Here is a 20,364-nt window from a genome sequence, read left to right on the forward strand (position 1 = left end):
GTCCCGCGCCATCCGGCCAATCCACGGCCGGCCGAGTACCCAGGTGCGGTACGACCCCCAGCGTTCGCCTCGCGTCGCGTCTCACAGAAGAGGCAGCACCCTGACTACGACTTTCCGAGACCTCGGAATCCTTCCCGAGACAGCCGAAGCGCTTGAAGCCGTCGGCATCGTGTCTCCGTTCCCCATCCAAGAGATGACCCTGCCGGTCGCGCTGTCCGGCAAGGACGTCATCGGCCAGGCCAAGACCGGCACCGGCAAGACGCTCGGCTTCGGCCTGCCGCTCCTTGAGCGCGTCACCGTCCCCGCCGACGTCGAGGCGGGCCGGGCCGTTCCCGAGCAGCTCACCAACGCTCCGCAGGCCCTCGTGGTCGTCCCCACCCGCGAGCTGTGCCAGCAGGTCACCAACGACCTCCAGACCGCCGGCAAGGTGCGCAACGTGCGCGTACTGGCGATCTACGGCGGCCGTGCCTACGAACCGCAGGTCGAAGCCCTGAAGAAGGGCGTCGACGTGATCGTCGGCACTCCGGGCCGCCTCCTGGACCTGGCGGGCCAGCGCAAGCTCGACCTGTCGCACGTGCGCGGACTCGTCCTGGACGAGGCCGACGAGATGCTCGACCTGGGCTTCCTGCCCGACGTCGAGCGGATCATCCAGCTGCTGCCGCCGAAGCGCCAGACGATGCTGTTCTCGGCCACCATGCCGGGCGCGGTCATCGGTCTCGCCCGTCGCTACATGTCGCAGCCGACGCACATCAGCGCCACGTCGCCGGACGACGCGGGCGCGACGGTCGCCAACACCACCCAGCGCGTCTACCGCGCCCACTCCATGGACAAGCCGGAGCTGGTCGCGCGCATCCTCCAGGCCGAGGGCCGCGGGCTCGCGATGATCTTCTGCCGTACGAAGCGTACGGCCGCCGACATCGCCGACCAGCTCGCCCAGCGCGGCTTCGCCTCGGGCGCCGTCCACGGCGACCTGGGCCAGGGGGCGCGTGAGCAGGCGCTGCGCGCGTTCCGCAACGGCAAGGTGGACGTCCTCGTCTGCACCGACGTCGCCGCTCGCGGTATCGACGTCGAAGGCGTGACGCACGTCATCAACTACCAGTCGCCGGAGGAGGAGAAGACCTACCTCCACCGCATCGGCCGCACCGGCCGCGCGGGCGCGTCCGGTATCGCCGTGACGCTGGTCGACTGGGACGACATCCCGCGCTGGCAGCTGATCAACAAGGCGCTGGACCTGGGCTTCCCGGACCCGCCGGAGACGTACTCGACATCGCCGCACCTCTTCGAGGAGCTCGACATCCCCGCCGGGACGAAGGGCATCCTGCCGCGTACGGACCGGACACGTGCCGGTCTGTCGGCGGAGCAGGTCGAGGATCTGGGCGAGACGGGCGGTCGCGGCCGCAAGTCGGCCACCGGTCCGTCGGCCCGGACGGCCACCGCCGTACAGGAGGAGCGCCCGGCGCGTACGCGTACGCCGCGGCAGCGCCGCCGTACACGCGGCGGGACTTCCCTGGAGGCCGGCGAGGCGCAGACGGTGACGGAGACGTCGGCCGCGGCGGCCGGAGCGGTCGACACCGCCGAGGGCGCGGACGGCACCGAGCCGCGCATCCCGCGTCGCCGCCGGCGTACGCGCGTGAGCGTGCCCGCCGAGGCGGCGGCCGCCGTGGCCGCGACCGTGGCGCAGCCCGCACCGGACGTGTTCGTCGAGCCGCTCGCCGAGCCGAAGGCCGACGCGGACGCCGCCGCCGGTGCCGAGGTGGTCGCCAAGCCGCGCCGTCGTCGTACGCGCGCCGCCAAGCCCGCGGTCGAGGTCACGGCCGTGGACACCGTCGAGGCGGCGGCTCCGGCCGTGGTCACCGACATCGACGCCGAGCCGAAGACCGAGACCAAGCCACGGCGCCGTACGCGCGCCAAGGCCCCGGTCGAGGCCGAGACGGTGAAGACGGCCGACACGGCGGTGGCCGACGCCCCCGCCTCCGAGGCCAAGCCGCGCCGCCGCCGTGCGCGTGCGGCGGTCGCCCAGCCCGAGAGCTGACACCGCGTACGCCGATGGCCCGGTCTCCCCTTCGCGGGGACCGGGCCATCGGCGTGTGCGCGCCTCCGTAGGAGGGCGTCTCGGCGCCCCGGCCGGGTGAGGCGGGGGCGTCTCGGCGCCCCGGCCGGGTGAGGCGGCGGTGGGCCTGGGGTCTTACGCTCGTCGCATGAGCCGGCCGCCCACGTTCACTCCCCCGCCCTGTGCCCGCGCGCTCCAGCTGTCGACGCGGCGCGGGCACTTCGCGGTGCTCGACGCGCGCCCCGGGGGGACGCCGCGGGGCACCGCGCTCCTGCTGCCCGGATACACCGGCAGCAAGGAGGACTTCATCGCGATGCTGGAACCGCTCACCGCGGCCGGCTACCGCGTCGTCTCCGTGGACGGCCGCGGGCAGTACGAGTCCGCCGGCCCCGACTCCCAAGAGGCTTACGCACAGCAGGAGTTGGCGGCCGATGTGCTGGCGCAGGCGGCGGCGGCCGGCACCCCGGTCCATCTCGTGGGGCACTCGCTGGGCGGGCAGATCGCCCGCGCCGCCGTCCTGACGGACCCGGAGCCGTTCCGCTCGCTGACGCTGATCTCCTCGGGCCCCGCCCGTATCGCACCCTCCCAGCAGGAGCGGGTACGGCTGCTGAGCGAGGCCCTGGCGCTCACACACATGGACATGGCGGAGGTCTGGGAGGGCATCCGGGCGATGGAGCCGCCGGAGGAGACGGATGTCGACGGCACGGAGCTGCGCCGTCGCTGGCTGCGCCACAACCCGGCCCAACTGATCGCCACGGGGCGGCAGTTGACGGTGGAGCCGGACCGGGTGGCGGAGCTGGCGGCGGTACCGCGCCTGCCCCTTCATGTGGTGTCCGGCGAGCGGGACGACACCTGGCCGGTGCCGTTGCTCGACGACATGGCGCGACGGCTGGGCGCGCGCAGGACGGTGATCGAGGGCGCCGAGCACTCGCCGAACACCGATCAGCCGTCGCGTACGGCCGCCGCGCTCAGCGCCTTCTGGGACGACAGCCCCCAGAGCTGAGCGCGAGGCTCAGAACTGCGCCTCCAGGTGCTGCCAGAACCCGTCGCGCAGCGACCGCCGCAGCACGGCGTGCCCCCGCAGCGACCGTTGCAGCAGCTTCTCCGCCTCGATCAGCAGATCCTGGTCCACCGGGCCCGGCAGATAGGGATGGCCGGGCAGCAGTTCCGCCATCGCCACCCGCCCCCGTCCCACCAGCCAGGTCGCGGCGATCTGCGCGCCGATGAAGCGCACCTGTTCGCGCGAGGGCGGCGGATCGCCCTCGTTCTCGTACGTGGTGACCGGCCGCCGGGTCACGTACGGCTTCCAGAAGTCGAGGTCGAAGGTGCGCTGGCTGTCGACCTCCCACAGCAGCGGCTCGGCCTGGTTGCGGCCGTCGCCCGCCTCGATGCCCCAGAGGTGGACGCGTGCGCCGTACCCCTGCGCGGCCTCGACGGCGGACACCAGGTCCTCGTCACCGCCCACGAGCGCGGCGTCGCTGATGGCGCGGTGCCTGGCGAGCGATTCGAGATCCGTGCGGATCAGCGAATCGACGCCCTTCTGCTGGTTGTTGGCGTTGAGATTGCCGAGGCGGACCTTGACGTCGGGCAGTTCGGCGATGGACTGCTGCTCGGGCGTGTGGATACGCCGCCGCGCGCCGTCGTACCAGTAGACGCGCAGCAGCCTGCTGTCCGCGAAGATCGTGCGCGCCTTGTCGATGAACGCCTCGATGAGCCCTTCGGAGTCGAGATCGAAGGCCCGCCGGTCCTCGGTTCCGGCGACCAGTAATCCGGCCGCGGCGTAGACGTAACCCGCGTCGACGAAGATGGCGTGGGTGGACGGGGTCTTCGCGACCTCGGCGAGCATCCGCTGGAGCAGTTCGTTGGTGCGCTCCAGGCGGGCGCCGACCTCGGCGATGTCGGGGTTGATCTCTGCCTCGCTCATACGGGGTCCATTGTCCGTGGGCGCGGCTGTACCCGCCAGTAGTTAGCGAGCTGAAAATTTTCCTTAGTGTAGGGAATGTTTGCAGAGGGCAAGGCGTTGTGGCCTTATGTAATCAACGACGGGCTATCCGTCACACACAGTTCTCCTACGGAGGATCAGACGAAGGGAGAAGCGATATGCGCTTCGAGATCATGCGACTGAACGATGCGGACGGCACCGCCGTCGACAGCACCGTTGTGGACGCCGCCTCCGTCAACCAGATCGTGCAGCAGGCCGCCTCAACAGGGCAGCGCCTCTATATCCGACCGGCCGTCACCACGGCCTCGTGAATTCTTGGATCCCATCGGATCCACTGATCGGCTCATGTCGAGACGCCCCCGCACGGACCAACCGTGCGGGGGCGCTTTGGTGTCAGGCACCCTGGACGACCTGGGTGACGCCGTTGATGATCTGCTGCACGGCGATGGCCGAGAGCATCATCCCGGCGAGCCGGGTCACCAGCACCACACCGCCGTCCTTGATCAGCCGGATGATCACCAGCGAGTAGCGCATCGTCAGCCAGAGCACGGCGTGCATCGCCACGATCGCCGCCCACACGGACGCCTGGGCCGCCGCGCCGTCGGCGTGCTGGACGGCGAGGATCACGGAGACGATCGCGCCGGGGCCGGCCAGGAGCGGCATGCCGAGCGGTACGAGGGCGACGTTGACGTCCTTCGTCTGCTTGGGCTCGTCGGTCTTGCCGGTGAGCAGATCGAGCGCGATGAGCAGCAGGAGCAGTCCGCCCGCGATCATCAGCGCGGGGACGGACACATGCAGATAGTCGAGGATCTGCTGGCCCAGGAGGCCGAAGACGGTGATCACGCCGAAGGCGACGGCCACCGCCTGCCAGGCCATCCGGCGCTGGACCTTGGCGGGTCGTCCGGAGGTGAGGGCGAGGAAGATCGGCGTGATCCCGGGCGGGTCCATGATCACGAAGAGGGTCAGGAAGAGGGAGCCGAAAACGGCGGCGTCGAACACGGTGTGGCCTTGCGAGGAGTGGGCGGAGGGAGCGCGGGGCTCGGGAAGCGGTGCGGAGTACGTACGGAGTGCGGGGTACGACGGGTGCGTACGGGTGCGTACGGGTGCGTACGACGAGGTACGGGCCGAGCGATACGGGTCGCTTACGCGTGTCCGCCCGTGCCGGGCACCGGGAACGCGCCCGAGGCCCGCCGGACGATCTCGCCGTAGATCTCCGGGTCGGTGCGGTACTCCCCGAGCCGGACGGTCTTCCGGCTGCCGTGGTAGTCGCTGGAGCCGGTGGTGAGCAGGCCCAGCTCGGCGGCGAGTCCGCGCAGCCGTACGCGCGTGGGCTCGTCGTGGTTCATGTGGTCGACCTCGATGCCGTCGAGCCCCGCCTCGGCCAGCCGCGCGATGGCCGCCTCGGCCACGACCGCGCCCCGGGTCACGGCCAGCGGATGCGCGATGACGGTGACACCGCCGGCGGCCTTGACCAGCCGGACCGCGTCGAAGGGGTCGAGCTCGTGCCGGGGCACGTGCACCCGGCCGTGGTCGGAGAGCCACTGGGAGGTGAACGCCTCGTCGACCGAGCCCACGATGCCCAGTTCGACGAGCGCCGACGCGACGTGCGGGCGGCCGATCGAGCCGTCCCCGGCGATCCGGGCGACCTGCTCCCAGGTGATCGGGACGCCCAGCTCCTGGAGCTTGGCCACCATCGCCCGCGCCCGCGGCACCCGGTCGTCGCGCACCAGCTCGCGCTCGCGCAGCAGTTGGGGCTCGTCGGCGTCGAAGAGGTACGCCAGCATGTGCAAGCTCACACCGTCGGTCCGGCAGGACAGCTCGGCGCCGGTGACCAGAGTCAGGCCGCTGTCGAGATCGGCGAGGGCCTTGACGGCCTCGGCGTGGCCCCGGGTCGTGTCGTGGTCGGTGAGCGCGACGACGTCCAGGCCGGCCGCCGCGGCGTTACGTACCAGCTCGGCCGGGGTGTCCGTACCGTCCGACGCCGTGGAGTGGGTGTGCAGGTCGATGCGCACGACGCGTACTCCAGGAGCTCGGGCGGGCAGGGGACGCTCCAGGATAACGGGCGCGCAGAGCCGTCCCGGCCGCGCCGGCGCGGGACGCCGCGGCCCTCCGTCAGCTCAACAGGCGCGGGGACAGCGCCCCGCACGGCAGCAGTTCGACCTCGGCGCCCGCGTCCCGCAGATCGGTCAGCACCAGCTCGTCGTACATCAGCAGCCCCGTCTGCTCCGGCCAGACGATCGCCCAGAGCCACAGCCCCAGTGCCTCGCCCGCGAAGACCGCGCGGTCCGGCGGGACGTCGGGCACGTGCCAGAGCGGGGTGGGGCGGCCGGCGGCCAGCAGTTTGGCGTGCGGGGGCTGATCGACACGGATGTGCGGACCCGGGTCGGGTCCGTCGATCCCCGCGTACCGCGCCCCGAGTCCGACACCGAGCTCCTCGGCGACCAGCAGCAATTCCCCGGAGCCGCCGAGCGGGCCGGGTCCGGAGCACGCGACGGCGGTGGCCCGGCCGCCGCTGCGGTCGTCGCCCGCGTACGCCACACCGGTGTAGAGCCAGCCGACGGGGAGCGGCCAGGGCATCCAGACGGGGACCCGGGCGCGGTTCACCACGACTCCGAGGGCTTCGACGCTGGGCGGTATGACCGGCTGCATCGGATGCACCGTGCCGTGCGTGTCGCACTGCCAGGAGTCGGCGAAGAGACCGGGCGCCCTGACCCGGCCACCGCACTTCGGGCAACCTGGTTCGCCCCTCATAGAGCCCAACGGTCCTCCCCGGTCGACGCCCCGTCAAGGACGATCACCCGTCCGGCACATAACCCTGGCAAATACCGGCGGCCTGTACGAGACGGGTACTCCTTCCGGCGGCGTACAAGGTCCGGCGGCTCGCCGCGCACCGGCGTACGCCCCCTGGGGGCGTACCCCTGGGGGCGTGTTGCGAAAGTAGCGCCGTCCGCCCGAAGGGCGGGGCCGACGGCGTCTGGTGCGTGCGATCGCAAGGCGGAGGATCGCTCTCGTACTGGGCGTACTCGGATGCCTTCGAAAGACGCTGTCAACGCGGCGAGGCGCGGTGCCAGGGACCGCGAGCCCGGCAAGATCCAAACGAGAGGCCCTAGTCGAGCGGCACCGAGCCGCGCAGCGGGTCGCGCAGATCCGTCCCGTGCGCCAGCCACCGCTCCTGGAGCGCCTGCGCGCCCTTGACCCGCTTCCACGCGGCCTCGTTGGGCGTCATCGGAAGCAGCGGCAGGAACCGTACGGGGTCGAGCGGCGCGGCCAGTTCCAGATCGGGCACCAGTCCGCCGGACTCGGCGACGAGCACGGAGCTGAACGGCGCGCCCGGCCACAGGGGTTCACCGACCTCCAGGGACGCGCCCGGCACCGCAACCAGGCCCTCGACCTGGGGCGACGCGGCCAGTACGGCGAGAGGGCGCAGCACCTTGTCGGTGTCGGCGAGCCCGGCGCGTACCGACAGGACCAGTTCCGCTCGCGGTCCGCGGTCCGGGTCGGCGACGACGACCGTGGGGTCGGCCATCGGCCGCGCGGACATCCCCAGCGTGGCGTACCGCACGACGGCGCCTCCGTAGGAGGAGTCGGCGGAACCCGGGGGCTCCCCCGGCTCCTCCCGCTCCCCCGCGTCGAGGAAGCGCAGCACCTCGATACGGTCCGTGCCCACGAACGTCATCGCGGCGCGGGCGTCGGGTTCGCCGAGCGCCGTACGCAACCGGGCCTCGACCAGAGAGAGAACTTCTGCCATCCGGCGAGCATAGAACGCCGCCTTAACGGGCAAGAGACCGAATTGGCCCCGATCGACTGCTAGTCTGGGCCGCCGGTCGGGACAGCGCGCGCAAGCGTCGCTCTCCGGTTCCGACACACGTCATCCCCTACGGGGGACCGGCCGGAGGAGGTGGGGCTGCGGTGGATCGAAGTCACCCGGCCAGTACCAGCCGCTCTTCCTCGCGCTGTACCGCCTCGCTCTGAGGCCCTGCCCCGTACAGGCCCGCGGCTTGTCGCACGACGGAAGAGCACTGCACCAGCTCTGTTTTGCCTGTCTGTAGCGAACGCCGTCACCGCGTCCTCGCGGTGCCGCCCGCTTTGCGGACGTACACACGCCGCGTCATGTCACCTCATGGCATGTCATCGCGATGCGATGGCCCGCCGCACGTACGCGCGTCACGTCCCCGTTCCGGGCTGCGCCACGCCCCGCCGACGGCCTCTCCGTGAGGAGCCAGCCATGTCGATGATCCGTGACCTGCGTGCGGCGGTCCGTCCGTCCCTGCGCAAGAGCAACAACGCCCACAGCCCGTACGACTCCACCCGCGACCCCTCGGCCTCCAGCGCCGTCGTCGACTGCGCCGTCTACCGCGACGGCCGCCGGGTGAAGGACGAGCCGTGCCTCACCCCGCACGAGGCGATGCTGGAGGTGCGCAAGGGCGGCGGCTTCGCCTGGATCGGCCTCCATGAGCCGACCGAGGCCGAATTCGCCGGTATCGCGGCCGAGTTCGGGCTGCACCCGCTCGCCGTCGAGGACGCCGTGCACGCCCATCAGCGGCCCAAGCTGGAGCGGTACGACGACACCCTCTTCGCCGTCTTCAAGACCATCCACTACGTGGAGCACGCCGAACTCACCGCGACCAGTGAGGTCGTGGAGACCGGCGAGGTCATGTGCTTCACCGGCCGGGACTTCGTCATCACCGTGCGGCACGGCGGCAAGGGCTCGCTGCGCGCGCTGCGGCACCGGCTGGAGGAGGACAGCGAACTGCTCGCCAAAGGGCCGTCGTCCGTCCTGCACGCCATCGCCGACCATGTCGTCGACGGCTACATCGCGGTGGCCGCTGCCGTGCAGGACGACATCGACGAGGTCGAGATCGATGTCTTCTCGGCGCCCGCGAAGGGCAGCCCGCGCGGCTCGGACGCCGGGCGGATCTACCAACTCAAGCGCGAGGTACTGGAGTTCAAGCGGGCCGTGGCGCCGCTGCTGCGCCCGATGCAGCTGCTGAGCGAGCGTCCGATGCGGCTGGTCGAACCCGACGTGCAGAAGTACTTCCGGGACGTCGCGGACCACCTGGCCCGGGTGCACGAGGAGGTCGTCGGCTTCGACGAGCTGCTCAACTCGATCCTCCAGGCCAATCTGGCGCAGGCGACCGTCGCGCAGAACGAGGACATGCGCAAGATCACGTCCTGGGCGGCGATCATCGCCGTACCGACGGCCGTCTGCGGGGTCTACGGCATGAACTTCGACCACATGCCCGAACTGGAGTGGAAGTACGGCTACCCGATGGTGCTGGGCGGCATCGCGGTCGTGTGTCTCACCATCCACCGGACGCTGAAGCGCAACGGGTGGCTGTAGGGCTCCGGGGCACGCCCTAGGCTGCGGGGCATGACAGACACCGCCCCCGGCACCCCGATCCTCGGCAAGGCGCTCGTCGAGGAGGCCACCAAGAAGTCCGGCCTCATCTGGGTGCGGGCGGGCGGTCCCGCCCGCGCGCTGTGGCACGTGTGGCTCGACGGTGCCGCGCTGATCGTCGGGGACGGCAGCGGTGAGCAGCCCCTGCCGGGGCTGGTCGACGGCTCCACCGCCGATGTGACCGTACGGAGCAAGGACAAGGGCGGGCGGCTGGTGGCCTGGACCGCGTCCGTCACGGAGCTCGCTCCTCGTACTCCGGCGTGGGAGGCGGCCGTCGCCGAGCTGAAGGGCAAGCGGCTGAACGCGCCGGACTTCGACGAGATGACGGAGCGCTGGGCGCGCGAGTCGCGGGTGCTGCGGCTGGAGCCGCGCGACGCGATCACCGACATGCCGCAGGACTCGCAGTCGGCGGCGCCGCTGCCGACGCCGGCGACGACGCGTCAGCCGGCGCCCGCGGCCGTGCCGCGGCTGCTGTTCAAGCGCAAGAGGAAGCAGGGCTGAGGGAGCAGGGCCGAGGAACGGCGCGCCCGGTCGGGTCAGGTGCTCGGCAGGGTGCTGCCATAGTCGACCGTCTCGCCCTTGGTGGGCGCTTCCAGCGGGAAGTCCTTGCCCCAGTCGCTGAGCGTGAGCGTCCCCGCGTCCCCCGCGCGGGCCAGTTGCAGCGGGTACGGCGTACCTTCCAGCGACACGTTCAGCGAGCCGCCCGTGCCCTCGCTGCCGTTGACCTCGATGGTCCGTACGCCGCCGATCTCGCCCCGGTCGCCCTTGCCGCGCTTGCCGTGCAGCCCCAGCAGCCCGTCGAGCAGCACGCTCTTGTCGGTGAAGCCCCGCAGCTGGTCGTACGCCGGGTCGTCCTCGGGCACCTTCACGTACTTGTCGTTGAGCTTGCCCGCCGCCTCGGCGTCGGCGGCGCTGGGCGGGGTGCTCGCCCCGTCGCCGCCCTTGTCGTCCGGGTGGCTCCAGAAGTCGGCGTCCGCCTTGAGGAACAGCTCGTCCTCGACGCGCAGCAGCTCGAACGTGCCGCCGGCCTTGGAGCTGACCGACCCGGTGCCGCCGGCCTCCTTGAGCGACATGTTGAGCTTGTACGTCTGACCGTCGGTGACGAGCGTGCCCGACAGGCGTACCGCGTCCGCGCTCTCGGCCGCCGCCTTCGCCCTCTTCTCGATCCCGGCGGCCGACAGTTTGCCGACGCCGTTCGTGCCCGCGTCCGGATCCTCGTCGCCGCCGCACGCCGTGAGCGCGACGGTCATCCCGACGCAGAGAGCCACGGGAATCGCGGCCCGGCAAAGTCGGGCGGAGGACCGAAGAAGGGTCACGAACGCACTGCCTCTCATGCGTGACGGGGGACGGCAGACCGCAGCGTACCCGTGCCGACGACGCCCCTCGACAACGAGCCCCGGCGACGGATCGCCCGTACCGTACGGACGGATCCACCAAGGCGGCACGGAGCGGTACGGGCTAGCCTGAACCCGTTGTCGCGGTCGATACGGGGACAGTCACGGGCAAGATCACGGGCAAGGAGGAGCGCATGATGGCGTCGGGCACCTCCCGGGTCTTCGTCTCGCATCTCGCCGGTGTGCCGGTCTTCGACCCCAGCGGTGACCAGGTCGGGCGGGTGCGCGACCTCGTGGCGATGCTGCGCGTCGGCGGCCGTCCGCCGCGGCTGCTCGGCATGGTCGTCGAAGTCCTCAGCCGGCGGCGGATCTTCTTGCCCATGACCCGTATCACGGGCGTCGCGTCGGGTCAGGTGATCACGACGGGCGTGGTCAACATGCGCCGCTTCGAACAGCGCCCCACGGAGCGGCTGGTCCTGGGCGAACTGCTCGACCGCCGCGTCCAGCTCGTGGAGAACGGCGAGGAGGTGACCGTCCTCGATGTCGCCGTCCAGCAACTGCCCGCCCGCCGCGAGTGGGAGATCGGGAAGGTCTTCGTCCGGCGCGGCAAGGGCGGCGCGCTGCGGCGGCGCGGCGAGGCGCTGACCGTCGACTGGTCGGCCGTCACCGGCTTCACGCTGGAGGAGGACAGTCAGGGCGCGGAGTCCCTCGTGGCGACCTTCGAACGGCTGCGCCCGGCCGACCTGGCCAATGTGATGCACCATCTGACGCCGAAGCGGCGCGCCGAGGTGGCCGCCGCCCTCGACGACGACCGGCTCGCCGACGTCCTGGAGGAGCTGCCCGAGGACGACCAGGTGGAGATCCTGGGCAAGCTCAACGACGACCGGGCCGCCGATGTCCTGGAGGCGATGGACCCGGACGACGCGGCCGACCTGCTCTCCGAGCTGCCCGAGGAGGACAAGGAGCGGCTGCTGGAGCTGATGCGGCCCGACGACGCCGCCGACGTGCGGCGGCTGCTGGCGTACGAGGAGCGGACGGCGGGCGGCCTGATGACGACCGAGCCGATCGTGCTGCGGCCGGACGCGACGGTCGCCGACGCGCTGGCGCGAGTGCGCCGGCGGGACCTCTCGCCCGCGCTGGCCGCGCAGGTCTATGTGTGCCGGGCGCCGGACGAGACGCCGACCGGCAAGTATCTGGGCACGGTGCACTTCCAACGGCTGCTGCGGGACCCGCCGTTCACGCTCGTCGGCTCGATCGTGGAGAGCGATCTGCCGCCGCTGGGGCCCGATACGCCGCTGCCCCAGATCACCGGCTATCTCGCCGCGTACAACATGGTGGCCGCGCCGGTCGTGGACGAGAGCGGGTCGCTGCTCGGCGCCGTGACCGTCGACGATGTCCTGGACCACCTGCTGCCCGACGACTGGCGGGAGACCGGGTTCCACAGCCTGGAGGAGGCCGCGCGTGGGCACTGAGCGGGCGGAGAAGGACGCGGCGAGGGAACGGAGCCTGGCGGCCACCGGAGCGAGCACCGTGGCGCGGGGGCCGCACGGACGGCTCGACCAGCCGCGTACGCCGAGGCGCAGGCTCCTGCCGGACTACGACCCCGAGGCGTTCGCCCGGCTCTCGGAGCGGATCGCGCGTTTCCTCGGGACGGGACGCTTCATCGTCTGGATGACGCTGACCATCATCGTGTGGGTGCTGTGGAACATCTTCGCGCCCGCGGGCGTGCGTTTCGACGAGTACCCGTTCATCTTCCTGACGCTGGCGCTGTCCCTCCAGGCCTCCTACGCGGCCCCGTTGATCCTGCTGGCGCAGAACCGCCAGGACGACCGGGACCGGGTCACCCAGGAGCAGGAGCGCAAGCAGAACGAGCGCGCCATCGCCGACACCGAGTACCTGACCCGCGAGATCGCCTCACTGCGCATGGGCCTCGGTGAGGTCGCCACCCGCGACTGGATCCGCTCGGAGCTCCAGGACCTGGTGCGGGACCTGGCCGAACAGCACGTACTACTGCCGGGCGAACCGCCGCACGGACGTGACGAACCCGACCGTTCCGAGCACTGACGCGCTTTCCGGAGCGTGCGCGCCGCGCCGTACCATCTCCATATGGCTACCGACACGCACGGAACCGTCGCCCCCGCGGAGGACGCGGTGCGCGCAGCACTGGCGACGGTGAACGACCCCGAGATCCACCGGCCGATCACCGACCTCGGCATGGTCAAATCAGTCGATATCGGGGCGGACGGCGCGGTGGCTGTCACGATCTACCTCACGGTGTCCGGCTGCCCCATGCGCGAGACGATCACCACGAACGTGACGCAGGCCGTCGCCTCGGTCGCGGGCGTCACCGATGTCGCCGTCACCCTCGACGTGATGAGCGACGAGCAGCGCAAGGAGCTGGCGACGTCGCTGCGCGGCGGTACGGCCGAGCGCGAGGTGCCCTTCGCCAAGCCCGGCTCGCTGACCCGGGTGTACGCGGTGGCCTCGGGCAAGGGCGGCGTCGGCAAGTCGTCGGTGACGGTCAACCTGGCGGCGGCGATGGCGGCCGACGGACTGAAGGTCGGCGTCGTCGACGCGGACATCTACGGGCACAGCGTGCCGCGCATGCTGGGCGCGGACGGCAAGCCCACCCAGGTCGAGAACATGATCATGCCGCCGTCGGCGCACGGCGTGAAGGTCATCTCGATCGGCATGTTCACTCCCGGCAACTCCGCGGTGGTGTGGCGCGGACCGATGCTGCACCGCGCGCTCCAGCAGTTCCTCGCCGATGTGTACTGGGGCGATCTGGACGTACTGCTGCTGGACCTGCCGCCGGGCACGGGCGACATCGCCATCTCGGTGGCGCAACTCGTGCCGAACGCCGAGATCCTGGTGGTCACCACGCCGCAGCAGGCCGCCGCCGAGGTCGCGGAGCGGGCCGGCTCCATCGCCGTACAGACCCATCAGAAGATCGTCGGCGTGGTCGAGAACATGTCGGGCCTGCCGTGCCCGCACTGCGACGAGATCATCGACGTGTTCGGGACGGGCGGCGGCCAGCGGGTCGCCGAGGGGCTGACGAAGACGACCGGCGCCTCGGTGCCGGTGCTCGGCGCGATCCCGATCGACGTACGGCTGCGGGAGGGCGGCGACGACGGCACGCCGGTCGTGCTCTCCGACCCCGACTCCCCGGCGGGCGCGGCGCTGCGGTCGATCGCGGGCAAGCTGGGCGGGCGGCAGCGCGGTCTGGCGGGTATGACGCTGGGACTGACGCCGCGTAACAAGTTCTGATCGAGGTTCCGTCCTCAAACGCCGGACGGTTCATATCGGATCCTCAAGCGCCGGACGGGCTTTCAGCCCGTCCGGCGATCTCGGCTACTCGGGCACGTACGAGTTGATGTCCTCGATGACCGAGAAGCCCAGGCCGTACGCGCTCATGCCGCGCCCGTACGCGCCGATGTGCACCCCGCCCTCGGCCGTGGCGGTCGGGCCCGTCGAGCCCGCGAGCACCCAGCCGAATTCGGATTCGCGATAGTGGAACGGCGTCGGCACACCGTCCACGGGCAGCGACAGCACCGACCAGGCGGAGCCGTTCAGATCGTCGGCCAGCTCGAAGGCCGTCTCGGTCTGCTGGTCCAGCCAGTCGTCGCGCAGCGAGTGGTCGAGCTGCGCGGGCCAGGTCGACACCAGGAGCCCCGAACCGGCCAGCCAGGCCGCCGAGGACACCGTCGTGGCGTCGAGCACGCCCGTGCCGTCACCACTGCGGCGTACGGGGCTCGCGGCGACCGTGATGACCGCCGCGAACCGCTCCTTCTCCGCGCCTGACGCGTCCGGTCTTATCGACGGCTCTTCGCCGTGTCCGGTGGCGCCGTGCTGCACGGTGCCGTCCGCCGCCGTCCCCACCTGCATCAGCCATCTGGGTCCGGTGAACGCGTCGTCCAGTCCGTACCAGGGGAAGGTCGCCCGCAGATAGCCCTCGACCGGGCGCCGGGCCGCCCCCGACACCCCATCCGCCGTGCCGGCCGCGTCGTGGGCCCCTACCCGACTCGTCGTCTCCATCTGTCCGGACCGCCTCCTCTGTCTCGGGGTCCGGAGCGGCCCGCCCTCACGGACGTCTCACTACCGGACAGATGGAGGATAGCCACCCGTTACCGGCTCGCCGGGCAGGGCGCCCCTCAGGTGGCGTCTGCGTCGAAAGGCGGACGATCGGCCTGCGGGGGCGTCTCCGGCTTCTTGAGCAGGTCGGAGGTGCCGGACGGGCTCTTCGTCAGGCTCGTCGGCGCGGCCGTACTCGCGCCGCTGTCGCTCCCGGCGGTGTCCGTCGCGGCGGTGTCGCCGCCCTTGCCGTGGACCGAGTCCGCGACGTCGTTGATTTCCTTCTTGAGGTTGAAGCTGCTGCGGATGTCCTTCAGCCCCAGGTCGTCCTCGTGCTCCGACAGCTGCTTGCGGACGAACTTCTTGGGGTTGAGGTCCTCGAAGTCGAAGTCCTTGAACTCCGGTCCCAGCTCGGAGCGGATGTCTTCCTTCGCGTTGTCGGAGAACGCCCGCACCTTACGGATGAAACGGGACACGTCCTGGATGACCTTGGGCAGCTTGTCCGGGCCGAAGACGAGCACGGCGAGGACGACGAGCGTCACCAGTTCAAGCGCGCCTATGTCATTGAACACCTAGCTGCTCCTTGTGTTCTCCGTGCCCGCAGGCGGGACCTCGTCGGCCTGGCCTGTGGTGGGTCAAGGCCCGGGCCGCTCCACGGTACCCGGCGGAGCTGGCCGGAGGGTACCTTCATTCGACACTCACCTACCCTCCGCGCTGCCGAGGACCAGAGTCATGGTCTGCTCCTCACCTCCGCGGGTCAGGGTCAGCTCCAGCTCGTCACCGGGGCGGTGCGAGCGGATCTTCACGATCAACTCCTCGCCGCTGTGCACCCGCTGACCGTCCACCTCGGTGATGATGTCGCCGGTCCTGATGCCCGCCTTCGCGGCCGGACCGTCTTCCTCCACCGCCGGTCCGCCGTCGCCGTTCTTCGCACCGACCTTGGCGCCGTCGCCGGTGTACTGCATGTCGAGCGTGACACCGATCACCGGGTGCGACGCCTTGCCCGTGCTGATCAGCTCCTCGGCGACGCGCTTGCCCTGGTTGATCGGTATCGCGAAGCCGAGCCCGATGGAGCCGGCCTGGGCGCCGTCCGGTGAGCCGCCGCCGTTCGCACCGCGGATCGCGCTGTTGATGCCGATGACCTGGGCCTTCGAATTCACCAGCGGGCCGCCCGAGTTGCCGGGGTTGATCGGCGCGTCGGTCTGGAGGGCGTCGACGTAGCTGATGTCGCTGCCGTCACCGTTCTCGCCGCCGGCCGTGATCGGGCGTTCCTTGGCGCTGATGATGCCCGCCGTGACGGTGTTCTGGAGGTCGAAGGGCGCGCCGATCGCCACGACCGGGTCGCCGACCTGGACGTTCTCGGAATTGCCGAGCGGCAGCGGCTTGAGCCCGGAGACTCCGGTGACCTTCACCACGGCCAGGTCGTAGCCGCTGTCCTTGCCGACGAGCTTCGCCTTGGCCGTCTCGCCACCGCTGAAGGTGATCGAGATGTCGCCGGAGGCGCCGGCCGGATCGACGACATGGTTGTTCGTCAGGATGTGGCCCTTGCGGTCCAGGACAAAGCCCGTGCCGGTGCCCTGCTCGCCGCCGCCGCTGACATGGAGGGTGACGACGCTCGGCAGGGCGCTGGAGGCGATCCCGGCGACGCTGTCGGCCGGGCGGCCTCCGCCGTCGGTGCCGGCCTGGGGCAGTTCGACGCTGGTGAGGCCGCCGTTGCGTTCCACGTACGCGCCGACACCACCGCCGATGACGGCGGCGCAGAGCGCGAGCGCCAGGGCGCCCACGAGCCCGACGCCCCGGCGCTTCTTCCGGGAGTCGCCGGGGTCGGGGTACGACAGGGGTTCCCGCTGCCCGGGGGCGCTCCAGGGGTCGTACTGGAGCCACTGGGTGGGCTGCGGGTGCGGGCCGCCCTGAGGCGGGGGATGCTGCTGTGTCTGCGGCGGGGGCATCGGCTGCGGGTGCGCGAGCGGCTGATGGTGGGTCTGCGTCTGCGGCGGGGGCAGGGGCTGCGGCATGGGCTGCTGGGCGGCCTGCGCCGGGACGCCGTACCCCGAGGTCTGCTGCGACGGGTCAGGGACGGCCGGACCGGTGTAGTGCTGCGGCGGGATGGGCGTGCCCTGCGCCGGGGTGGGCACCGGTCGCTGGACGGGCGGCGCGGGCGCCCAAGGCCCGGGGCCGCCGTAGGGCGGTGTGCTGTACGGATCGGGCTCGTGCAGCGGCTGTGGCCGGCTCTGCGGCCCCGTCTCCGCGCTCACGGCCGAGGGGGCGCGCTCGGGTGGGGCGAGCAGATGGTCCTCGGGATCCGGGGCCGGCTCGGACACCCGCTCCGGGGCGCTGTCGGCCGGTTCGGTGACCGGCGTGCGGTCGGGACTCGGGGGAACTTCATCGGTGACCGGCGACAGTTCCGTCGTCTCCTCCTGGTTACGGCGCTCCGGTACGTCGGGTTCGCGCGGTATCGCGCGTCCCGATGCCGGGCGGCTCCACCACTTCGCCTTGGGTCCGGTGGGCTTCCCGTCGTCCATGCTCTCCCCGCACCTGCCTCGTCCGTGCCCCGACAAGGGCACCCGTGCAGGGATTCAACCAGGTTTACGAATGTCCGCGCAGGGACCCCGTCACGGACCCTGTCACCGGCATTGGTCACCGACTCCGCGAAAGCGGCGCGCCGGGCTGTGTGGGCGCGGCGAGGTGGGTGGGGTCGGGCGTGGCCGTGGGGGTGGTCAGTCCGGGGTTCGCCGCCAGCTGGAACGCCGTACCCGCAGGACGTATCAAGGGCGCCGCCGGGAAGTGGTTGAGCACCGCCGACTGGAACGGGTGGGCGTTGAGCGGCGCCCGCGTCGTGCCAGGAGCGAGCACCGGCGCGCTGTCGAGGGACTGCGGAAGGATGGCACCCCGCTCGCCGCCCTGCCTGCTCCGGGTGGCGCTGCCGGGTGGTGTGGTGGCCCTGGTCAGCGGGGTGATGCCCGCGCCGGACCCGCGGGCGGCCGTGTCGGCCGTGACGCCCATGGGCAGCGCGCCGCCCAGCGCCATCGCGGCGAACGACACCGCGCTCGCGGCGGCGAAGGCGAACCGCCGGCCGCGCCACGGCGAGCGCTCGGCCTCCGCGCGGCCCACCTCGTGGATCCTGAAGCCCGCGCCGGAACCGGAGCCGGAGCCGCGCAGGGGCGACGCGTGGGAGTCGGTCGGGCGGTAGCCGAACGTGTCGTTCCGTGCGGCGAAGACTCCGTTGCCGAACACCGATCCGTCGAACGGGCCGGAGGACTCGTCCCCGTCCTTCTCGGACGGTCCGCCGGGCAGACCCTGGAGCCGGGCGAGGAACCCTTCGGACAGCGGCGGCGGCGCCGACCGCGCGAACGCGTTCTTCAGCCGTCGCTGGGCGTCGGCCTCCGCCTTGCACTTGGCGCAGGTCGCGAGGTGTGCCAGCACACGCTCCCGGGCGTCGTGACCGAGCTCCCCGTCCACCAGGGCGGCGAGCCGGTCCCCCAGGTGCTGCTCCGCGGGGGTCGGACCTGTGCCACTCACGCGACTCCGCCCTCCCCGGCCACGCTCACGAACGTCCGCTGCTCGGCCCGAGCCTCGGGAGAACGGTGCTGAAGGGCCTTGCGCAGGTGCGAACGGCCGCGGTGGATCCGGCTGCGCACCGTGCCGAGCTTCACGCCGAGCGTGGCGGCGATCTCCTCGTACGACAGCCCTTCGATGTCGCACAGGACGACCGCGGCCCGGAATTCGGGAGCGAGGGTGTCCAGCGCCTGCTGCACATCCGCGTCGAAGTGGGTGTCGTGGAAGACCTGCTGCGGTGAGGGCTCACGGCTGGGCAGGCGCTCCGCCGCGTCGTCACCGAGCGCGTCGAAACGGATCCGCTGCTTGCGGCGGACCATGTCCAGGAAGAGATTGGTGGTGATGCGGTGCAGCCAGCCCTCGAACGTGCCGGGCGTGTACGTCGACAGGGACCTGAAGACCCGGACGAAGACTTCCTGGGTCAGATCCTCGGCGTCGTGCTGGTTGCCCGTGAGACGGTAGGCCAGGCGGTACACGCGGACGCTGTGCGTGCTGACGATCTCCTCCCAGCTGGGAGGCGTCCACGCCTGCGATTCCGCATCCGATGCGAAGGTCGCCGTAACTGCGGAGTCGGTCGAGCGAGAACGGTCAGCGAAGTTGGTCACGGATTTCGGCTCACCGGCCGACCTGAGAAAGCGCTTGAACGCTCCTCCCCGATCCGCAGGCGCAGCCGCACCTCCCCTATCGACTCTGGTGGTGTCCAGCGGAGCACCTACCATAGCCACCTCGCCCGTTAGCTCCGGATAAGAATCTTTGCCTGAATTTGCGCCTGGTCCCAGGTCTTCATCCATGTGTTCCCCCACCCCTTCATAACGCCCGGTCCCATCAGCGGGTTCCCGCGTCCAGCGGATACAGTCACGGTGCGCCAACTACGGGGACAGGAGAGGGTCATTACCGCCAACCGGCAGACAAGCTGGGCGTTCGCCGACGCTTTTGTCGCCGAGGACGAGGCACTGCGCTGGGCCCGCGACAGGGCCCGGGACATGGGGCTCCGCTCGGTGTCACCGGGCACGGGCGCCGCGCTTCGTCTGCTTGCCGCCACGGCGGACGCCAAGGCGGTCGCGGAGATCGGTACGGGCACCGGGGTCTCCGGGATCTATCTGCTGAACGGGATGCGGCCCGACGGCGTACTGACCACGGTCGACACGGAGCCCGAGCGGCAGCAGTTCGCCCGTGAGGCGTTCCGCGCGGCCGGCTTCACCAACAACCGGGCGCGTTTCATCCCCGGCCGGGCCCGCGACGTACTTCCCCGGCTCGCCGACGGCGGCTACGACCTCGTCTTCTGCGACGGGGACCGGCTGGAGAGCCTGGACTATCTCGCTGAATCGTTGCGCCTGCTGCGACCGGGTGGGCTCGTCTGCTTCGAGGGCGTCTTCGCCGACGGCCGTACGGTCGATTCGGCGGCCCAGCCCCACGAGGTGCTGCGGCTGCGCGAGCTGCTGCGCACGGTGCGGGAGATGCACGACGAGCTGCTGCCGTCACTACTGCCGGTGGGCGACGGGCTGCTCTGCGCCGTGCGCCGCTAGGGCATGTTGCGAAAGTCCCGCCTGCCGTGTCCTGTGTGCCCGGCGAGGACCCGCATGGCACCAACACATAAAGCCGCCCCGCCACGGAGGTGTCTCCGTGGCGGGGCGGCACGAGAGTGCGCGTTCTGTACGCGTCAGCCGACGACCTTCTTCAGGGCGTCACCCAGCGCATCCGCCTCGTCGGGGGTCAGCTCGACGACCAGCCGACCGCCGCCTTCGAGCGGAACGCGCATGACGATGCCCCGCCCCTCCTTGGTCACCTCGAGCGGGCCGTCGCCCGTCCGCGGCTTCATGGCCGCCATGCTCGTTCCCCTTCCTGAAACCAGCTCATCGCAGCCGGCGGCCCCATGACAGGCGCTGTGTCACCGGCATCGAACACATTGCTTCCAGGCCATTATCCCGCATGGCGGGACCCGATGACCAACATCGGACGGCATCGCTTGCGCAACGCGCTCTCTCAAAACGACTCAATTCGGTGATCCGCCTGC

At 71.2% G+C, this 20,364-nt stretch carries 21 protein-coding genes; 9 read left to right on the forward strand and 12 right to left on the reverse strand.

Features of this window, described 5'->3' with window-relative positions:
- Positions 1-193: 193 nt before the first annotated feature.
- Together OG700_RS12145 and OG700_RS12150 are read left to right on the forward strand one after the other, a co-directional pair.
- A complete protein-coding gene (locus OG700_RS12145) occupies positions 194-2,032 on the forward strand; it encodes a DEAD/DEAH box helicase (RefSeq protein ID WP_405612692.1) in 1,839 nt (612 codons plus the stop codon).
- Positions 2,033-2,198: 166 nt separating this feature from the next.
- Positions 2,199-3,053, forward strand: a complete 855-nt coding sequence (locus OG700_RS12150; RefSeq protein ID WP_405612694.1) for an alpha/beta fold hydrolase — start codon at positions 2,199-2,201, stop codon at positions 3,051-3,053.
- Positions 3,054-3,062: 9 nt separating this feature from the next.
- Here the strand turns inward: OG700_RS12150 and OG700_RS12155 are convergent, their stop codons facing one another.
- Positions 3,063-3,974, reverse strand: a complete 912-nt coding sequence (locus tag OG700_RS12155; RefSeq protein WP_405612696.1) for an NYN domain-containing protein — start codon at positions 3,972-3,974, stop codon at positions 3,063-3,065.
- A 176-nt stretch (positions 3,975-4,150) separates the two neighbouring features.
- On the opposite strand from OG700_RS12155, the gene OG700_RS12160 reads away from it, so the two are divergent.
- Positions 4,151-4,303 (forward strand): hypothetical protein, encoded by a 153-nt coding sequence (locus OG700_RS12160; RefSeq protein WP_187280063.1) that lies wholly within the window; start codon positions 4,151-4,153, stop codon positions 4,301-4,303.
- An 82-nt stretch (positions 4,304-4,385) separates the two neighbouring features.
- Here the strand turns inward: OG700_RS12160 and OG700_RS12165 are convergent, their stop codons facing one another.
- The 4 genes from OG700_RS12165 to OG700_RS12180 all read right to left on the reverse strand — a co-directional run bounded on the left by OG700_RS12165 (position 4,386) and on the right by OG700_RS12180 (position 7,740).
- On the reverse strand, positions 4,386-4,991 hold the full coding sequence (locus tag OG700_RS12165) for a MarC family protein (RefSeq protein WP_023538843.1): 606 nt from the start codon (positions 4,989-4,991) through the stop codon (positions 4,386-4,388).
- A gap of 143 nt (positions 4,992-5,134) precedes the next feature.
- On the reverse strand, positions 5,135-6,004 hold the full coding sequence (locus tag OG700_RS12170; protein ID WP_405612699.1) for a PHP domain-containing protein: 870 nt from the start codon (positions 6,002-6,004) through the stop codon (positions 5,135-5,137).
- Between the two features lie 100 nt (positions 6,005-6,104).
- Positions 6,105-6,743 (reverse strand): DUF6758 family protein, encoded by a 639-nt coding sequence (locus OG700_RS12175; protein ID WP_405612701.1) that lies wholly within the window; start codon positions 6,741-6,743, stop codon positions 6,105-6,107.
- Between the two features lie 355 nt (positions 6,744-7,098).
- Positions 7,099-7,740, reverse strand: coding sequence for a suppressor of fused domain protein (locus OG700_RS12180; RefSeq protein ID WP_405612703.1), 642 nt, complete (start codon positions 7,738-7,740; stop codon positions 7,099-7,101).
- A gap of 477 nt (positions 7,741-8,217) precedes the next feature.
- On the opposite strand from OG700_RS12180, the gene OG700_RS12185 reads away from it, so the two are divergent.
- The gene (locus OG700_RS12185) at positions 8,218-9,333 is read left to right on the forward strand and encodes a magnesium and cobalt transport protein CorA (RefSeq protein ID WP_405612706.1); all 1,116 of its coding nucleotides are present in this window, start codon (positions 8,218-8,220) and stop codon (positions 9,331-9,333) included.
- 30 nt (positions 9,334-9,363) lie between these two features.
- Positions 9,364-9,891: a hypothetical protein gene (locus OG700_RS12190; RefSeq protein ID WP_405612709.1), complete on the forward strand. Its 528-nt coding sequence runs from the start codon at positions 9,364-9,366 to the stop codon at positions 9,889-9,891.
- A 35-nt stretch (positions 9,892-9,926) separates the two neighbouring features.
- Here OG700_RS12190 and OG700_RS12195 read toward each other — a convergent pair whose 3' ends face one another.
- Entirely contained in the window at positions 9,927-10,640 is a 714-nt protein-coding gene (locus OG700_RS12195) for a hypothetical protein (protein ID WP_405612711.1), read from the reverse strand.
- 281 nt (positions 10,641-10,921) lie between these two features.
- Between OG700_RS12195 and OG700_RS12200 the strand changes: the two genes are divergently transcribed.
- The 3 genes from OG700_RS12200 (at position 10,922) to OG700_RS12210 (ending at position 13,991) form a co-directional block, all read left to right on the forward strand.
- A complete protein-coding gene (locus OG700_RS12200) occupies positions 10,922-12,196 on the forward strand; it encodes a magnesium transporter MgtE N-terminal domain-containing protein (protein WP_405621631.1) in 1,275 nt (424 codons plus the stop codon).
- Entirely contained in the window at positions 12,186-12,788 is a 603-nt protein-coding gene (locus tag OG700_RS12205; RefSeq protein WP_405612714.1) for a DUF1003 domain-containing protein, read from the forward strand. The genes OG700_RS12200 and OG700_RS12205 overlap by 11 nt, the downstream gene beginning before the upstream one ends.
- A gap of 87 nt (positions 12,789-12,875) precedes the next feature.
- A complete protein-coding gene (locus tag OG700_RS12210; RefSeq protein WP_405621634.1) occupies positions 12,876-13,991 on the forward strand; it encodes an Mrp/NBP35 family ATP-binding protein in 1,116 nt (371 codons plus the stop codon).
- Between the two features lie 84 nt (positions 13,992-14,075).
- Here the strand turns inward: OG700_RS12210 and OG700_RS12215 are convergent, their stop codons facing one another.
- The 5 genes from OG700_RS12215 to sigE form a co-directional block, all read right to left on the reverse strand.
- Positions 14,076-14,759 (reverse strand): hypothetical protein, encoded by a 684-nt coding sequence (locus OG700_RS12215; RefSeq protein ID WP_405612716.1) that lies wholly within the window; start codon positions 14,757-14,759, stop codon positions 14,076-14,078.
- Between the two features lie 116 nt (positions 14,760-14,875).
- Positions 14,876-15,367, reverse strand: coding sequence for a sec-independent translocase (locus OG700_RS12220; protein WP_405612719.1), 492 nt, complete (start codon positions 15,365-15,367; stop codon positions 14,876-14,878).
- A gap of 126 nt (positions 15,368-15,493) precedes the next feature.
- Entirely contained in the window at positions 15,494-17,317 is a 1,824-nt protein-coding gene (locus tag OG700_RS12225; RefSeq protein WP_405612722.1) for a trypsin-like peptidase domain-containing protein, read from the reverse strand.
- A 115-nt stretch (positions 17,318-17,432) separates the two neighbouring features.
- Positions 17,433-18,314, reverse strand: a complete 882-nt coding sequence (locus OG700_RS12230; protein WP_405612725.1) for an anti-sigma factor family protein — start codon at positions 18,312-18,314, stop codon at positions 17,433-17,435.
- Positions 18,311-19,069: an RNA polymerase sigma factor SigE gene (gene sigE / locus OG700_RS12235; RefSeq protein ID WP_405621636.1), complete on the reverse strand. Its 759-nt coding sequence runs from the start codon at positions 19,067-19,069 to the stop codon at positions 18,311-18,313. The genes OG700_RS12230 and sigE overlap by 4 nt, the downstream gene beginning before the upstream one ends.
- A 141-nt stretch (positions 19,070-19,210) precedes the next feature.
- Here sigE and OG700_RS12240 point away from each other — a divergent pair, with 141 nt between their 5' ends.
- Positions 19,211-19,876 carry an O-methyltransferase gene (locus tag OG700_RS12240; protein ID WP_405612728.1) on the forward strand — a complete coding sequence of 222 codons (666 nt, stop codon included), beginning with the start codon at positions 19,211-19,213 and terminating at the stop codon, positions 19,874-19,876.
- A 134-nt stretch (positions 19,877-20,010) separates the two neighbouring features.
- Here the strand turns inward: OG700_RS12240 and OG700_RS12245 are convergent, their stop codons facing one another.
- A complete protein-coding gene (locus OG700_RS12245; RefSeq protein ID WP_003966491.1) occupies positions 20,011-20,178 on the reverse strand; it encodes a DUF3117 domain-containing protein in 168 nt (55 codons plus the stop codon).
- Positions 20,179-20,364 lie beyond the last annotated feature (186 nt).

It is taken from the genome of Streptomyces sp. NBC_01508, from assembly GCF_045040315.1.
Taxonomy (GTDB): Bacteria; Actinomycetota; Actinomycetes; order Streptomycetales; family Streptomycetaceae; genus Streptomyces.

Coding starts and splice junctions, on each gene's coding strand:
- OG700_RS12145 (WP_405612692.1), top strand. CDS start 194: ATGACCCTGCCGGTCGCGCTGTCCGGCAAGGACGTCATCGGCCAGGCC.
- OG700_RS12150 (WP_405612694.1), top strand. CDS start 2,199: ATGAGCCGGCCGCCCACGTTCACTCCCCCGCCCTGTGCCCGCGCGCTC.
- OG700_RS12155 (WP_405612696.1), bottom strand. CDS start 3,974: ATGAGCGAGGCAGAGATCAACCCCGACATCGCCGAGGTCGGCGCCCGC.
- OG700_RS12160 (WP_187280063.1), top strand. CDS start 4,151: ATGCGCTTCGAGATCATGCGACTGAACGATGCGGACGGCACCGCCGTC.
- OG700_RS12175 (WP_405612701.1), bottom strand. CDS start 6,743: ATGAGGGGCGAACCAGGTTGCCCGAAGTGCGGTGGCCGGGTCAGGGCG.
- OG700_RS12180 (WP_405612703.1), bottom strand. CDS start 7,740: ATGGCAGAAGTTCTCTCTCTGGTCGAGGCCCGGTTGCGTACGGCGCTC.
- OG700_RS12185 (WP_405612706.1), top strand. CDS start 8,218: ATGTCGATGATCCGTGACCTGCGTGCGGCGGTCCGTCCGTCCCTGCGC.
- OG700_RS12190 (WP_405612709.1), top strand. CDS start 9,364: ATGACAGACACCGCCCCCGGCACCCCGATCCTCGGCAAGGCGCTCGTC.
- OG700_RS12195 (WP_405612711.1), bottom strand. CDS start 10,640: ATGACCGTCGCGCTCACGGCGTGCGGCGGCGACGAGGATCCGGACGCG.
- OG700_RS12200 (WP_405621631.1), top strand. CDS start 10,922: ATGGCGTCGGGCACCTCCCGGGTCTTCGTCTCGCATCTCGCCGGTGTG.
- OG700_RS12215 (WP_405612716.1), bottom strand. CDS start 14,759: ATGGAGACGACGAGTCGGGTAGGGGCCCACGACGCGGCCGGCACGGCG.
- OG700_RS12225 (WP_405612722.1), bottom strand. CDS start 17,317: ATGGACGACGGGAAGCCCACCGGACCCAAGGCGAAGTGGTGGAGCCGC.
- sigE (WP_405621636.1), bottom strand. CDS start 19,069: ATGGTAGGTGCTCCGCTGGACACCACCAGAGTCGATAGGGGAGGTGCG.
- OG700_RS12245 (WP_003966491.1), bottom strand. CDS start 20,178: ATGGCGGCCATGAAGCCGCGGACGGGCGACGGCCCGCTCGAGGTGACC.